13 protein-coding genes are annotated in these 15,585 nt (G+C 47.9%); 9 read left to right on the top strand and 4 right to left on the bottom strand.

The features are described 5' to 3' along the window. Window positions 1-2: 2 nt before the first annotated feature. A complete protein-coding gene (locus tag ORJ01_RS09560) occupies window positions 3-602 on the bottom strand; it encodes a TIGR04211 family SH3 domain-containing protein (protein ID WP_306177824.1) in 600 nt (199 codons plus the stop codon). A gap of 121 nt (window positions 603-723) precedes the next feature. Here ORJ01_RS09560 and ORJ01_RS09555 point away from each other — a divergent pair, with 121 nt between their 5' ends. Together ORJ01_RS09555 and glnE are read left to right on the top strand one after the other, a co-directional pair. After that, the gene (locus ORJ01_RS09555) at window positions 724-1,638 is read left to right on the top strand and encodes an inorganic triphosphatase (protein WP_229587121.1); all 915 of its coding nucleotides are present in this window, start codon (window positions 724-726) and stop codon (window positions 1,636-1,638) included. A gap of 15 nt (window positions 1,639-1,653) precedes the next feature. After that, window positions 1,654-4,470: a bifunctional [glutamate--ammonia ligase]-adenylyl-L-tyrosine phosphorylase/[glutamate--ammonia-ligase] adenylyltransferase gene (glnE, locus tag ORJ01_RS09550; protein WP_306177823.1), complete on the top strand. Its 2,817-nt coding sequence runs from the start codon at window positions 1,654-1,656 to the stop codon at window positions 4,468-4,470. On the opposite strand, the gene ORJ01_RS09545 is transcribed toward glnE, so the two are convergent. From ORJ01_RS09545 to tolC, 3 genes are all read right to left on the bottom strand, one after another. Further along, window positions 4,467-5,051, bottom strand: a complete 585-nt coding sequence (locus ORJ01_RS09545; protein WP_306177822.1) for a TcpQ domain-containing protein — start codon at window positions 5,049-5,051, stop codon at window positions 4,467-4,469. The two genes, glnE and ORJ01_RS09545, sit on opposite strands and share 4 nt — an antisense overlap. 13 nt (window positions 5,052-5,064) lie before the next feature. Next, complete coding sequence (gene lpxL, locus ORJ01_RS09540) at window positions 5,065-5,991, bottom strand: LpxL/LpxP family Kdo(2)-lipid IV(A) lauroyl/palmitoleoyl acyltransferase (RefSeq protein WP_306177821.1); 927 nt, start codon at window positions 5,989-5,991, stop codon at window positions 5,065-5,067. Between the two features lie 123 nt (window positions 5,992-6,114). Beyond that, on the bottom strand, window positions 6,115-7,410 hold the full coding sequence (gene tolC, locus ORJ01_RS09535) for an outer membrane channel protein TolC (protein ID WP_306177820.1): 1,296 nt from the start codon (window positions 7,408-7,410) through the stop codon (window positions 6,115-6,117). Between the two features lie 116 nt (window positions 7,411-7,526). Here tolC and ORJ01_RS09530 point away from each other — a divergent pair, with 116 nt between their 5' ends. The 7 genes from ORJ01_RS09530 to parC are packed head-to-tail and all read left to right on the top strand — an operon-like array spanning window position 7,527 to window position 15,549. Next, window positions 7,527-8,171 carry an NUDIX domain-containing protein gene (locus ORJ01_RS09530; protein ID WP_306177819.1) on the top strand — a complete coding sequence of 215 codons (645 nt, stop codon included), beginning with the start codon at window positions 7,527-7,529 and terminating at the stop codon, window positions 8,169-8,171. Further along, a complete protein-coding gene (locus ORJ01_RS09525; protein ID WP_306177818.1) occupies window positions 8,164-8,598 on the top strand; it encodes a DUF1249 domain-containing protein in 435 nt (144 codons plus the stop codon). The genes ORJ01_RS09530 and ORJ01_RS09525 overlap by 8 nt, the downstream gene beginning before the upstream one ends. After that, window positions 8,598-9,356, top strand: a complete 759-nt coding sequence (locus ORJ01_RS09520; protein ID WP_306177817.1) for a metallophosphoesterase — start codon at window positions 8,598-8,600, stop codon at window positions 9,354-9,356. Before ORJ01_RS09525 ends, ORJ01_RS09520 begins: the two co-directional genes overlap by 1 nt. Next, the gene (locus ORJ01_RS09515) at window positions 9,356-9,946 is read left to right on the top strand and encodes a YqiA/YcfP family alpha/beta fold hydrolase (protein ID WP_306177816.1); all 591 of its coding nucleotides are present in this window, start codon (window positions 9,356-9,358) and stop codon (window positions 9,944-9,946) included. The genes ORJ01_RS09520 and ORJ01_RS09515 overlap by 1 nt, the downstream gene beginning before the upstream one ends. After that, window positions 9,943-11,835: a DNA topoisomerase IV subunit B gene (gene parE / locus ORJ01_RS09510; RefSeq protein WP_226751742.1), complete on the top strand. Its 1,893-nt coding sequence runs from the start codon at window positions 9,943-9,945 to the stop codon at window positions 11,833-11,835. Before ORJ01_RS09515 ends, parE begins: the two co-directional genes overlap by 4 nt. 34 nt (window positions 11,836-11,869) lie before the next feature. Continuing rightward, the gene (locus ORJ01_RS09505) at window positions 11,870-13,273 is read left to right on the top strand and encodes a diguanylate cyclase (protein WP_306177815.1); all 1,404 of its coding nucleotides are present in this window, start codon (window positions 11,870-11,872) and stop codon (window positions 13,271-13,273) included. After that, window positions 13,270-15,549 carry a DNA topoisomerase IV subunit A gene (gene parC, locus ORJ01_RS09500; protein ID WP_236130140.1) on the top strand — a complete coding sequence of 760 codons (2,280 nt, stop codon included), beginning with the start codon at window positions 13,270-13,272 and terminating at the stop codon, window positions 15,547-15,549. The genes ORJ01_RS09505 and parC overlap by 4 nt, the downstream gene beginning before the upstream one ends. Window positions 15,550-15,585 lie beyond the last annotated feature (36 nt).

Here is a 15,585-nt window from a genome sequence, read left to right as displayed (position 1 = left end):
TGTTACATCCAGCGGTCGCTGTTGCGACGGCTTGGAATTAATTTGGGTAACAATAAACCGAACACTAAACCGAAAGTTAAAATCACACCACCAATGGTCATTGGCTGCTGCCAAAAACTCGCTTGGGTGGCATTCAGCTCAGTCGTTAAACGCTCGTTATTACGTCGCAGTTGTTCTAATTCTTGTACGGCTAAATCACGCTCGAGCGTCACTTGATCTAAAGTGGCTTGCAGTTGGCTGGCGCCTTGCTCAAGGCTATTTAAGCGCGAGCTTTGCTCTTGAAAAGTGGCCGTTAATTCACTCAGTTGGGCATTTAAACCGGGCGTAAATGTCAGATGCTCTTTTGGCAACCAAGCGGTTTTATCTTCCTCATACTGAATTTGCGCATAATCATTGTCTTCAGACAGGAATACCACGCTGCTTCCGGCCGCTAACGTGCCGACGATACGATATTGATTACCCGGCCCAGAGTGCAAGTACACCACTAAGGCATCGCTGATAAAAGCCTGTTTTTGCTCAGTTTGGCTTTGTGCCGGTAACCAGCATAGCAACAGACTGAGTAAAAATAACGAACGAACAGAGCTGCGAAATAATCTAAACATAGGTATCCTGAGACTTAATTGAAAACAGATGTCATATAACAATATCGGCGATGATAGGCAGTTGTGTGGCAATTGACAAGGACTAATAGCCGTAAGGCCAGTTCGCTGTCGGAGAGTGGTAATGAGTCTGGAACTTGAACTTAAGTATTTAATCAGTGCTGCAGATGCCGCGTTACTGCCGGATCTGTTACAGCTTTACCCCATTTTACGTACAACTGAACCGCAATCACTGCTAAATGCTTACTTTGATACGGCAGAGCATTGGTTTCGGCAACATGATATGGGATTGCGCTCGCGCTTAAAGTTAGGGCGTTTTGAGCAAACCTTAAAGCTAGCGGGGCAACAACATGGCGCCTTGCAAATTCGCCCAGAATACAATGTACCTTGTCACGGCGTGATACCGCAGCTTGACCAGTTTCCAGCTGAAGTGTGGCCCGCAGACACAGATATCAGCGCATTGCAAACACAGCTGGTTGAGCTATTTCGTACTGACTTTCAGCGCAGTAGCTGGGTGGTACAATTGCCGGATGCTGAAATTGAAGTGGTCTACGATAATGGCGAAGTGCGAGCCGGGGAGCGGCGCCAAGCGATTTCGGAAATGGAGCTGGAGTTACTTTCAGGGCGGCCACAAGCCTTGTTTGAACTGGCCGAATTCTTATTAAAAGCCTTGCCATTGCGCACCGGTTGGCTTAGTAAAGCCGCCCGCGGTTATCAACTGTTCCATAATAAAACCACTGCTAGACCCAAGCCGTTAGCTGCCCAACAAGCTGCACAACCGCTACTGGTGTATTTGCAGCGTTTACAGCAATTAGAAAACTGCTATTTGCAAGAGTTAGCGCCTGATTTGTTGAGCGAGGTCGAAGACGCGTTACAGCAACTTGCGCATCAATTAACCGATGAAGGACAACAACTCTTGTCCAGTCAGGCGCGCACAGCGGCCAGAGAGTTGGCAGAAAGCGGTGCTTTAGTCTTTAACAGTCAGGCGTATCATCTGCTGTTATTAAAGGTATCCGCTTTACTGTTACAAGACGTTTAAGCAAAGGAGTACAACATGACCGCATCACAGGGGCAGGGTAGCTATTGGCAAGCCGATTTTGAAGCCTTATCACCGCAATTGGACGCGGCAACGTTGGCTAAGCTGACTCGTCTGTTGCAGTCTAGTACTTTTATTGGCCGTACGCTCAGGCAACAGCCGCAGTTGCTGGCGCTCTGTTGTGATAGTGAACGCTTACAGCAGCATTTAGCCGCTGGTTTTCATGATCCCTTAACTGCCATCACTTCAACGGCTGAAAGCGACGTATTTTCTGCGTTACGTCGTTATCGAAATGCCAGTTTATGCTTGATTATGGCGGCGGATATTTTTGAATTACAACCAATTGCCGCCAGCCTGACGTCGGTATCGCAATTAGCGAATACCTTGATTAACAGCGCCTATCAATGGGCTTATCAGCAGCAAAGCCTCAGTAGTGGTCTGCCTTTAGATGAACAGGGCGAGCCCATGCCGTTACTGATTTTAGGCATGGGTAAGTTGGGTGGTGGTGAGCTGAACTTCTCATCTGATATCGATTTGATATTTACTTATCCCAGTAACGGCGAAACGGTGGGCGGACGTCGGCCGTTAGAACATCAACAGTTTTTCACTAAGGTCGGGCAAAAGCTGATTGCCGCCTTACATCAGGTAACGGCTGATGGGTTTTGCTATCGTGTGGACATGCGGTTGCGGCCTTTTGGCGATAGCGGGCCGCTGGTCCTCAGTTTTGCAGCACTGGAAGATTACTATCAAGAGCAAGGGCGTGAATGGGAACGTTACGCCATGTTAAAAGCGCGCGTACTTAACCCCGATAAGCGTTACGCGCCTGAGTTACAAGCCTTATTAAAACCCTTTATTTATCGGCGTTATATCGACTTCTCCGCGATTGAATCGCTGCGGCGGATGAAACAGTTAATTGAACAAGAGAATCGTCGGCGCAATCGTCGCGATAACATTAAGCTTGGCGCAGGCGGGATCCGCGAAGTGGAATTTATTGTGCAAACCTTGCAGTTAATTCGTGGTGGGCGTATTCCACAATTACAGCAACAATCGCTGTTAAAGGTGTTGCCTTTACTGCAAGAGCACGAGTTGCTGAGTGCCGAGCATGCTGCCGCCTTGCAGCAAGACTATTTGTGGCTGCGTCAAGTAGAGCAAGGCCTGCAAGGTATTGACGATAAACAAACACAAACCTTACCGGCCGAGGCGGTTGGTCAACAACAGTTATTAGCCTGTTTAGGGCGAACCGATTGGGCCAGTTTGCAGGCAGACATTGAAGCGGCTATGCAGCGTATTCATCAGTATTTTAAATTGGTGATTGAGCCAGAAGAAAACTTGGAATCCCAAGAGTTAAGCCTTGGGCGCCTATTGTGGGACAGTGACAGTGTGGGCTCGGACTTAGCAGAGCAAGTTGATTGGTTAGATATGGCTGAGGCAACCGCACTGCTCGAACAATTACAGCAGTTTAAATTGGATTGTCAACGCCGCTCAGTGGGCCCGCGTGGCCGTGAATATTTAGCCAAGCTGATGCCACAACTGTTGCATTGGTTACAGCATCAACAGGCTTCTAATACCATTTTAAGTCGGATCCTTGGTGTATTTAGTAAAATCGTCACCCGCACCGCCTATTTAGAATTACTTTTTGAAAATCCGCCTGCGATGCAGCAATTGGTGCTGCTTTGCTCGCAAAGCGGTTGGCTGGCCGAGCAACTGGCCCGTTATCCGATGCTGCTGGACGAATTGATTGATCCGAGCCAGTTGTATCAGGTGGCCACCATTGATGACTATCGTGATCGCTTACGCTTATATTTATTGCGGGTGCCGGAAGATGACTTAGAGTTATTAATGGAAACCTTGCGCCAATTTAAACAAGCGCAGCAACTACGTATTGCCGCAGCTGATATTTCGGGGGCTTTGCCCTTGATGAAAGTGAGTGATCACTTAACCTGGTTAGCCGAAGTGATTGTTGAACAGCTAGTGAATTTAGCATGGCAACAAATGGTGGCTCGTTATGGTTTACCGGCGGGAGCCAGTGATCAGGATAAAGGTTTTGCGGTGATTGGTTATGGTAAGCTCGGCGGTTTAGAGCTGGGTTATGGTTCGGATCTTGACTTGGTATTCTTGCATCAATGCCGCAGCCAAGAAGGCACCTCTGGCGATCGCAGCATCGATTCGTTGCAATTTTACTTAAAACTTGTGCAGCGTATTCTCCATTTAAGTACCACGCGAACCAACAGTGGCGTGCTGTACGAGATTGATACGCGCTTAAGGCCTTCCGGTAATTCTGGCTTGTTAGCTATTCATATCGACACCTATCAGCAGTATTTACAGCAGGATGCCTGGACGTGGGAGCACCAAGCTTTAGTTCGGGCGCGGATGATCTTAGGCTCGGCGGAACTGCGTTCCGAATTCAGCCAGATCCGGCAACACATTTTAACTTTGCCACGGGATGCTGCGCAGTTAACCCAAGATGTACTGCAGATGCGTGCTAAGTTGCGTGAGCATCATGGTGTCGCGACGGATGATGTAAAGCACAGTGTTGGCGGTATTGTTGATCTGGAATTTCTCAGCCAGTATTTAGTGCTAGCTTATAGTAAAGACTATCCAGCGTTGTTTGAATTCACCGATAATATTCGTATTTTAGCGGCCGCAGCGGCCAGTGGTCTACTGCCAGAAGCGGAAGCCACGGCTTTAGCCGAGGCGTATCAGGTATTACGTGGCGCAGGGCATCGGCATACACTTGCGCCTGCTACGGTGAATGTGGATAGCGGCTTGGCACAGCATCGCGCGCAGGTACAGCAAAGTTGGCAGCACTGGTTTGCGAATGCACCAAAAGCTTAAAGCTGGTAGGGGTTAGGCCCGGTCGCCACACAATTTTGTTGGAAAAACGGATCGGTTAAATAGGTCACCACTAAAGCCCGGGCATTAGGACAAAAAAAGCCAAAAATAGGCTGCTTAAAATCCGGGCTGATGGTCACCGTCATTTCCTGTAATGCTTCGACTAAACTACCGTTTGTGACAAAGTACTCTTTCACAACGTAGTCGCGTGGTAATGCCCAAAAAAGCTGCATCTGTTCTTGATCAGCATAATCTTGCAACACCTGCTTAATGGTTTTTCCGGCTTCAAAGCGTCGACGGATCTTTTGGCCACGCCAGGTTGCCGCCGCCGGTGCGGCTACTTGCAATTCGCGTCGACGTAGACGCAGGACCAATTCATCGCTCGTATCCGGAATGGTAATAATAAAATCGCTTGCATCGCGGGTTTTTTGCAGGCTGGTGCGATAATCCGAATAAAAACGGCTAAAGCCCTCGGCTGCCGCATTCTTTTTAGTCGGATCGAACAATAGCTCAGGTTTAGTGATGAGCAAAAACACTAGGCCAATGACCAAGATCCCCACTAGCAGCTGTAATAAAATCTTCATGGGTTATAACGTCCTAGTCATATAATGACGGTGCTTCAGCATCCGGTCGGGTTTTAAACCGTCGATGCAGCCACATATACTGTTCGGGGTTTTTTAATACGGCTTGCTCAACCCACTGATTAACGCGGGTTACATCGGCGCGATCATCGCCACTGGGAAAATGATCAAACGCCGGCAGTATGTCAATTTGATAGCCGCGATAATCAGGTAAACGATAAGTATAGATCGGGATCACCACGCAATTTGCCGCATTGGCAAAAAGTAAGGTGCCGGTGGTGGTGGCGGTATCTGCCACCGCAAAAAAAGGAACAAACTCAGCCCGACTGCGTCCGTAATCTTGATCGGGAAGATAAAAACACACTTCTTGCTGATTTAGCGCCTGGATCAAGCCTTTAACATCCCGCTTGCCAATCATATATTTATTGCTGCGGCTGCGGCCGTGATACTGCAGATAATCCATTAGCAGGTTATTGTTCGGACGATAAAAACCAATGCTGGGGTGGGTTAAGCCAATCACTCGCCCAGCCGCCTCTAAATGTAGAAAATGCCCCGCCAGCAATAAAATACCCTTGCCGCTAGCGACTGCCTGCTGGATATGCTCGTAACCGGTAATATGTGCCAAGCGACGAACTCGCCAATCCGGCCACCACCAGCCAATCACCGTTTCAAACATGGCTTTGCCGCTTTCTTCGGCGTTGCGCCATAACAAGGCTTCACGTTCAGCCGCGCTTTTCTCTGGAAAACAAAGCTCGAGATTTCGTCTAGCAATTTTTTGACGGGATTTTAAGGCTTTAAATAATAACTTACCTAAGGCTGCGCCTAGGGTCATCAGCACACGGTAGGGTAACCAGCTGATAAGGTACATCAAGCCGACACCGATCCATAACAGCCAATAACGCGGCAATAAAAAACGCCAACTAAACTGAGGAGACTTAACCAAAATTGATATCCGAAAAAAACAAACTGTCGGTATTGTATCGAAAAAATCGCAGCAGGAAAGGTGAAACTGGTAGGAGCATACGAAAAGACGAGGTATACCGACGCGCGGTATACCTCAACAGATTTACATCGTCAGTGCGTTGTTAATGGCTAACAGGTCTTCTTCTGTTAAGTTACCGGCAGCTTGTTTGAGCTGTAACTGCGCTAAGATGTAATCATAACGCGCGCCTGATAGGTTACGTTGTGCATCAAACAAGTTACGGGTGCTGAGTAAGACATCAACGATAGTTCGGGTACCCACTTCAAAACCGGCTTCAGTTGCTTGTAAGGCGCTTTGTGCCGAAATAACCGCTTGTTCTAAAGCACGGATCACAGACATTTGTGAATTGACATCGTTAAATGAGCTACGCACTTGGCGAACCACAGAGCGATAGCTTTGTTCTAAAGCTTGGCTGACTTCCACATAGCTAGCTTGTGCCACACGCACGTTTGCATCAATAGCACCGCCGCTGTAAATCGGCACAGACAGGCTAATGCTGATTGAGCTGTTGTCAAAGCGATCAAAGCCTGATGTTTTAGATACACCTAAATTGGCAATCGCATCAACGGTGGGTAAATGACCCGCTTTCGCTAAATCAATATCAATTTCAGCCACATCTAACGAAATGCGCTGAGCTTGTAATACCAAGTTGTTTTCCTCAGCAATGCCAACCCACTCATTGGCTGCAGCAGGCTGCGGCCGTGAGGTAGAAAATTTGTCGGTATTCAACATGGCTACTTCAGCATGATACTGACCCGTGATTTCGCGCAGGGCTTCACGGGCATTTTCTAGGTTATTTTCACTGCTGATTTCACGCGCAACCACGCTGTCATATTGAGCTTGAGCTTCATGCACATCGGTGATCGCCGTTAAGCCTACCGCAAAACGTTGTTTGGTTTGCTCTAACTGGCGTTCTACAGAACGTTTTTCTGCAGCCACGAACGTTAAGTTATCTTTGGCTTTTAACACGTCAAAATAAGCTGACGTTACGCGTAAGATCAGGCCTTGCACTTCAGCGTTGTAAATAGTTTGGCTTTGCAGCGCCACTTTTTCTGCACGTGGCAAACTTTGCCAATCAAACCAATCAAACAGGCTTTGCCGCGCGATAACGCTGGCACCGATGCTGTTACTGCCACCGAAGCGTAAATCATCGTTAGAGGAACGACCAATTTCAGCGCCAAAGCTGACAGAGGGTAATAAACGGGCTTTAGAGATATCAATACGCGCGGTAGCGGCATCGCGGTTAGCGGCAGCACGTTGCACAACCGGATCCTTTTGGGTAGCGAGCTGGTACACCGCTTTTAAGTCATCAGCCTGTAGTTGTAGGCTAAAAAAACTTAGCGATGACAGCACTAGAGTGCTTAATAACGTCTTTTTCATGTAATAAATCCTGGCTGAATAAGGAAACTGCCCAAATGATAACCTGTTAAAGTAAACTAGGTAACGTTTAAACCGTAAAGTTACCCGGTAGAGTGTAACAAAATGTGAGGGCAACCATGTCGCAATTCAAGATAGAACAGTATCCTTCTTTTCAAGCAGAAGATCTGGATATTATCGACAAAACCACGGTTTTTCAGGGCTTTTTTCGGATTGAGCGTTGGCAACTGCGACATAAGCTGTTTGCAGGCGGTTGGAGCCAGCCAATGATCAGAGAAGTTTTCGAGCGCGGACAGGCTGTGATAGTCTTACCTTATAATCCACAAACCGACGAAGTGGTGTTGGTTGAGCAGTTCCGCGTGGGCGTGGTCGATCAAGGTCAAAGCCCGTGGTTACTGGAATCTATTGCTGGAATGATCGACGACGGCCAAACCGCAGAGCAAACTGCTATTCGTGAAGCGAAAGAAGAAGCGGGCTTAACCTTAAGTGAGCTTTGGCCAATGTTAAATTATTTTTCGAGCCCCGGTGGCAGCACAGAGAAAATTCATTTGTATTTAGCCCGGCTAACACAACCCGTGACTGGCGGTTTATTTGGGCTCGATGCTGAACATGAGGACATCAAAATGCACGTTATGCCACGGCAAACAGCCATGCAATTATTAGCATCAGGGCACATTAACAATGCTGCGACAGTGATTGGCTTGCAATGGTTAGCGCTGCATTTAAGCGATGTGCAGCAACGCTGGGGTACACGCCTTGCATAAATCGATTTATGTACCGCAGTTACCCGATTTTTTGAGTTTGTGTGAACGCAACTATGCCGCACTGTTGCCGTTATTGCCTGAAACGCCGCAACTTGGCGAGCAATTATTTATCGCGCTGGGTGAGCAGGATATTTATTGCTTAACGGTGCTTGAGGTGGCGCGCTTTACCACGCGGGTGAAAATAGAGTTGAGCAGTGCCGATCATGTTTATTTTCAACCCAGTTTTGATGTGCAGCTGTACCATGATGCGCGATTAGCCGAAGTGGTGCGAGCGCAGCAGCAATGGCGTTTTATTGGTGTGTATCCTTATCCGAATGCCACCATGTCGCAGCCTGATGAAAAACGACAAATTAATATGTTACTGCGCGATTGGTTAAACTTGTGTGCGCGGCGCGGTACTCGGCAGCATTCGGCGGTGTCAGGTTAATGCACAACTATGTCTTCCCAGCAAAAGCGGCCTATCGTGTAGTGCAAATTACCGATTGTCATTTATTGGCGGAACTCGATGGCATATATCGTGATTGCCAACCGGCGGTGCACTTACAAGCGATTTTAGCGCAATTACAACTGTCGCCACCCGACGCACTCATTTTAACCGGCGATCTCACCCAAGATCACACCTTGGGCAGTTATCAATTATTGGCACAACTTTGCCAAGAGCTAAGCTGCCCTGTGTTTGTGTTACCCGGTAATCATGATGATTTGGCTATGTTAGCTCAGCTGCAACAACAGCCACCGTTTCAAAGGGCAGAAAGTTTAAGCTTAGGCGAGTGGCAACTGTTTTTGTTAAATACCAAGGGCCCGACACCTGCCGGTGAGTTTGCCGAGGATCGGCAAAGCGCTTTAGCCCAGCAGTTTGCAAAAAGTCAGGCCAAACAGTTTTGGTTGTTTTGTCATCATCACCCTCAGCCATTGGGCTGTTTTATTGATAAACATGGTTTGCGCGATCAACAGACCTTTTGGCCTTGGTTACTGCGCGAACCCAAAATTAAAGGGCTGGCGCATGGCCACGCGCATCTGGCCTATCACAAGGTGGTGCAGGGCATTGATATTGTGGGTTGCCCAGCCAGTTCGGTACAGTTTTTAGCACGCGATGACTGGCAAACCGTTAATGCCGGACCACAATGGTGCGAATGGTATTTTGCTGCGGCAGGTCAGGTCAGTTGGCAGTTTAAGAGGCTTTAATGCAACGAATTTTATATTTACACGGTTTTGCCAGTTCAAGTCTTTCGACCAAGGCGGTGCAAACCCAAGCTTACTTTGCGGCATTACCGAATGTGCATTTTCAAGCGCTAGATTTACCTTACACGCCCGATGCGGCGATGCAGGTATTAGAGCAAGCCATAGTGCAACCGCCAACAGCCATTATTGGCAGCTCGCTGGGTGGGTTTTTAGCCACGGTACTGGCCGAGCGTATCGGCTGTCGGGCCTGCGTGATCAACCCTGCTGTGGCACCGCATCGGGTATTAAGCCAATTTTTGGGTGAGTACGAACACCCGGTGTTACAACAGCGTTATCAGGTACAAGCGCAGCATATGCAACAGCTCGAAGCCTTGATGCCGATGCAGTTGCAACAGCCCAGTCGCTATTTAGTCCTTTTGCAAAGCGGTGATGAGGTGTTAGATTATCGTTTGGCCGTGGATTATTATCAGGGCGCACAGGTTCAGCTAGTTACAGGTGGTGATCATAGCTTTATTGGTTATCAAGATTATCTGCCACACATTGCCGATTTTTGTCTGCAACCTCAGGAAACGGGAAGCCAAATTACAGTATGACTGAACAACTTTATAATGCCGAGTCGATCGAGGTTCTCACCGGTTTAGAGCCGGTGCAGCGCCGTCCAGGTATGTATACCGACACTACGCGGCCAAATCACTTAGCGCAAGAAGTGATTGATAACAGCGTAGATGAGGCGTTAGCCGGTCACGCCGATTTAGTGCAGGTGATTTTGCATGATGATCAATCGATTGAAGTTATCGATAACGGTCGAGGCATGCCGGTGGATATTCACCCCGAAGAAGGGGTGTCGGGCGTAGAATTGATTATGTGCCGGCTGCATGCGGGTGGCAAATTCTCTAACAAAAACTACCAGTTCTCCGGTGGTTTACACGGTGTTGGTATTTCTGTCGTTAACGCCTTATCAAGCCGAGTGGATGTGAGTATTCGCCGCGATGGTCAGGTTTATGATATCGCCTTTGAACATGGTAACAAGGTGGCAGAGTTAGCTGTTAGTGGCACCGTGGGTAAACGCAATACCGGTACACGCGTTCGGTTTTGGCCCACCGCCTCTTATTTTGATTCACCCAAGTTTTCAGTGAGTCGTTTGTTACATGTATTAAAAGCCAAGGCCGTATTGTGCCCTGGTTTAACCGTAAAGTTCGATGACAAAGTTAACCAGCAACAGTATCAATGGTGTTATGAAGCCGGTATTCGTGACTATCTCGCCGAAGCCGTACAGCATTTTATTGCCTTACCTGAGCAGCCGTTTGTCGGGCAATTTACCGCCAGTACCGAAGCGGTAGAATGGGCTTTACTGTGGCTGCCGGAAGGGGGGGAGCTAACCACCGAAAGCTATGTGAATTTAATCCCAACGGCGATGGGCGGTACGCACGTTAATGGCTTGCGCCAGGGGTTGTTAGAAGCCATGCGAGACTTCTGCGAATACCGCAATTTGTTGCCACGAGGCATTAAGCTATCAGCGGAAGATGTTTGGGATCGCTGCGCTTACGTGATGTCATTGAAAATGCAAGATCCGCAGTTTGCTGGCCAAACAAAAGAGCGTTTATCGTCACGGCAATCGGCGGCTTTTGTCAGTGGTATTGTCAAAGATGCTTTTAGCTTGTGGTTAAACGAACAAACCGATGTGGCTTTAGCCTTAGCCGATTTTTGTATTAACAATGCCCAAAAGCGGCTACGGGCTGCGAAAAAAGTCATTCGTAAAAAAGTAACGTCAGGCCCCGCTTTACCCGGAAAGTTAGCCGATTGCTCGGCACAAGATTTAGCTCGCACCGAACTCTTTTTAGTTGAGGGTGACTCGGCGGGCGGTTCGGCTAAACAAGCGCGTGATCGTGAGTTTCAAGCCGTGATGCCACTGCGCGGTAAAATTTTAAATACTTGGGAAGTAGAATCTGGGCAAATCTTGGCTTCACAAGAAGTTCATGATATCTCCGTGGCCATTGGTATCGATCCTGATTCGTTAGACTTATCCAGTTTACGTTATGGCAAGGTGTGTATCCTAGCGGATGCCGACTCGGATGGGCTACACATTGCCACCTTGCTGTGTGCTTTGTTTATGCGGCATTTCCGCCATCTAGTTGAGCAGGGCCATGTCTATGTTGCCATGCCGCCATTGTATCGAATAGACATTGGCAAAGATGTGTACTATGCGCTTGATGAAGAAGAGAAAAATGGTATTCTCGACCGTATCGAAGCAGAAAAAAAACGCGGCAAAGTTAATGTGCAACGTTTTAAAGGCTTAGGTGAAATGAACCCGCTGCAACTGCGTGAAACGACAATGGATCCAAACACTCGGCGTTTAGTGCAACTGACTGTAGACGACGCGGCGCAAACAATGGAATTGATGGATATGCTGTTGGCGAAAAAACGTGCTACCGATCGGCGTGATTGGCTGGAATTAAAAGGTGATAGAGCTATCATCGCTTAATCTAGGCACGGCTAAAGCATTTAGGGAGCCACCTGTGAAAAAACTGCTGGTCATTCTTCTGTGGTGTTGGGTTAGTCTCGGCCATGCTGAGTCGTTACCTGATGATGTGCCTGAGTGGCTGCAGCAAGTTGCTGCAGAAAAAAATCGTGCGCCAGAACAAATGCTCGATATTTTAACGGCTAATCAGGCGCAGTTTGCTAACTTAAGCGCTGTGGCTCAGGCTTATTGGTTAAATCATCAAGCCACCATTTTAAGTCATTTAGGTCGTTTTCAAGAGCAGCAAGCGGTGGCTGAGCAGGGTATTGCGCTACTCAAAGATGATCCGAGCAGTTTATATGCCGAACTCAGCTATGAGTTGGGCTTTGCTTTTGAAATGAAATTAGCCTTAGCCGATGCGATGAAGTGGTATCAAAAAGGCGTAGCAACGGCGATGGCTGTCGAAAATGAAAGGCTGCGTTTACGCGGGCTGATTAATATTTCGGCGGTTGATTCGTTACAAAATCGTACGCATCAAGCATTACAAAACTTACAAGATATCTATGCGCGCGCGACGCAATTAAAAGATAAAGAGCTATTAGCCGAAGTGAATGCACAGTTGGGCTTGTTGTACTCTAACTTGTCGTATGAGCAAGACGCACAAGAGTTTCTAGAGCAAGCCTTGGTGTTGTATGAAGAGTTAGGCTGGCATAAAAACCGCGTGACAGTATTGTATAATTTGGCTCGCAATTACAGCTATTTAGAAGACTTTGAGTTAGCGCTACAAAGCTTCGAGCGGATGTTGCAATCGGCCTTGAAAGAACAAGACATACTGAATTTGTATTACGCTTACAACGGTTTGGCGATAACCAGTAATGAAATGGACAAACCGCAAGTGGCGTTAAATTACATGGAAAAAGCCGAAGAGTATTTGGCGGTTATTCATTCCGACTATTATTTAGCCAGTCATCATTATGAAAAAGCGCTGATTTATCAAAATTTGCAGCAAAACACCCAAGCTATGCAGCAATTATTGCTGGCCGAGCAATATGTGCAAACGGCAGAGAACAGTGGTTCGGGTAATATGCTGTTATCGTTTCAATTACTCAAAGCGGAATTGTTAGCGGATCAAGGGCAATATGAACGTGCTTTTCAAACTATGCGGCTTTTTGTTCGTGGCTTTCAGCAATTTCGAGATAAAGAAAACGAGTTAGAAATTGCAAAAATGCGCTTGAGTTTTGAAGCCGAGCGCGAGCAAGTTCAGCAAAATATGTTAGAGCAAGAATACCAATTAAACGCGTTACGCTTAGCAGAAGTTGAACGTAATAGAGTAATGCAATGGTTATGGCTGGGCATGGCCGCGACCCTAGGGCTATTCATACTGGTGGTGGTGTTATTACTACGCCGCACCCGTTCAGCGAAGGCCACACCCAGCTCGCCAACACGACAGGATCAGGCATGACAGAAACCGTACTTTCCGCCGATGGCACCGAACAGCTGCCACTGCGCCGCTTTACCGAAGAAGCCTATTTAAATTATTCCATGTACGTGATTATGGACCGGGCCTTACCGCACATCGGTGATGGGTTAAAACCGGTGCAACGTCGCATCGTCTATGCCATGTCCGAATTAGGCCTGTCGCATCTGGCGAAGTATAAAAAATCGGCGCGTACTGTCGGTGATGTGTTAGGTAAGTTTCATCCGCACGGTGATTCAGCGTGTTATGAAGCCATGGTATTGATGGCTCAACCCTTTTCATATCGTTATCCGTTGGTCGACGGCCAAGGAAACTGGGGTGCGCCGGATGATCCAAAGTCTTTCGCAGCAATGCGTTATACCGAAGCCAAATTATCGCGCTTTAGCGAAGTTTTGTTATCTGAGTTAGGCTCAGGTACCGCCGATTGGATCCCAAATTTTGACGGCACCCTCGAAGAGCCCAAGGTGTTACCGGCTCGTTTACCGCATATATTACTTAATGGTATCACCGGTATTGCAGTAGGTATGGCCACGGATATTCCACCGCATAACGTGCGTGAAATTGCCAATGCGTGTGCTGAGATCTTGGATAATCCGAAAGCTGAATTAGCCGATTTATTACAGCATGTGAAAGGCCCCGATTATCCAACTGATGCCGAAATTATCTCTTCTATCGAAGATATTGCGGCGGTATACGCGACAGGCCGTGGTAGTATTAAGATGCGTGCGGTGTATCTGCAAGAAGAGGGCGATATTGTGATAACGGCGTTGCCGCATCAAACGTCGGGCTCGAAGGTACTGGAGCAAATTGCGGCGCAAATGCAGGCGAAAAAGCTGCCAATGGTGTCAGATTTACGTGATGAATCGGATCACGAAAACCCAACCCGCATTGTTATTGTGCCACGCTCTAATCGTATTGATGTTGAGCAGTTAATGCAGCACCTGTTTGCCACCACTGACTTAGAGCGAAGTTATCGGGTTAACCTGAATATTTTAGGGTTAGATCACCGGCCACGGGTGCGCAATTTACTGGAAATCTTAACCGAGTGGCTGAGCTTCCGCCGTGACACCGTGCGTCGGCGTTTGCAGTTCCGCTTAGATAAAGTGTTAGACCGTTTGCATGTGTTAGAAGGTTTGTTAATTGCCTTTTTAAACATCGACGATGTGATCCGCATTATTCGAACCTATGACGAACCTAAGCCTGAGTTGATTGCTTTTTTTGGTGTAACAGAACGCCAAGCTGAAGCGATTTTAGAGCTGAAATTGCGCCATCTTGCCAAGCTAGAAGAAATGAAGATCCGGGGCGAGCAGGATGAGCTGAGCAAAGAGCGCGATAAGCTTCAGGCTATTTTAGGCTCTGAGAAAAAACTGACTAAGCTCGTGCGCGATGAGCTGATGGCCGATGCACAAAAATACGGTGATGATCGCCGCAGCCCTATCGTGCAGCGTGAAGAAGCCAAAGCCCTAAGCGAAAAAGAATTATTGCCAAGCGAAGCCGTTACCGTGGTGTTATCTGAAAAAGGCTGGGTGCGCTGTGCCAAAGGGCATGATGTGGATGGCAATGCCCTCAGTTATAAAGCCGGCGATGCGTTTAAAGCCTTGGCGAAAGGCCGCTCGAATCAACAAGCGGTATTTTTAGATTCCTCGGGTCGCAGTTATGCCACCGAAGCACATGAATTACCCTCGGCTCGTGGCCAAGGTGAGCCATTAAGCGGCCGATTCGGCATTGTTGCCGGCGAAACCGTTGAGCATGTGTTAATTGCCGATGAAAAACAAACATTACTGCTTGCTTCTGATGCGGGCTATGGTTTTGTGGCGGAATTTAATGACTTACTCAGTCGCAATAAAGCCGGTAAAGCGCTGCTCAGTTTACCGACGGCGGCAAAAGTATTGCCACCGTTACCGGTTGGCAACCCCGATACCGATTTATTGCTGTGTATTTCAAACGAAGGCCGTATGCTGGTGTTCCCTGTGGCCGAGTTACCGAAACTCAGCAAAGGTAAAGGTAATAAGCTGATGTCGATCCCGTCGGCACGTTCAGCCAGTCGAGAAGAGTTTGTCAGTTTGCTAGCCGTAGTACCGGCTGATGGCAGTGTCACCTTAGTGGCCGGTAAGCGTAAGCTTAGCCTGAAAGTGGATGACTTACAGCACTATCATGGTGAACGGGGGCGGCGTGGTAATAAGCTGCCACGCGGTTTACAGCGCATTGATGAAATAATTGTCAATGGCCTTAGTGATCAAACCAGCAGCCCGAGCGAATAACGTTATACTAGGCCCCTGATCTGATTGTGGTGTGAG

It is taken from the genome of Alishewanella sp. SMS8 (assembly GCF_030737935.1).
GTDB lineage: Bacteria > Pseudomonadota > Gammaproteobacteria > Enterobacterales > Alteromonadaceae > Alishewanella > Alishewanella maricola.
This window is presented reverse-complemented; position numbering and strand designations above follow the sequence as displayed.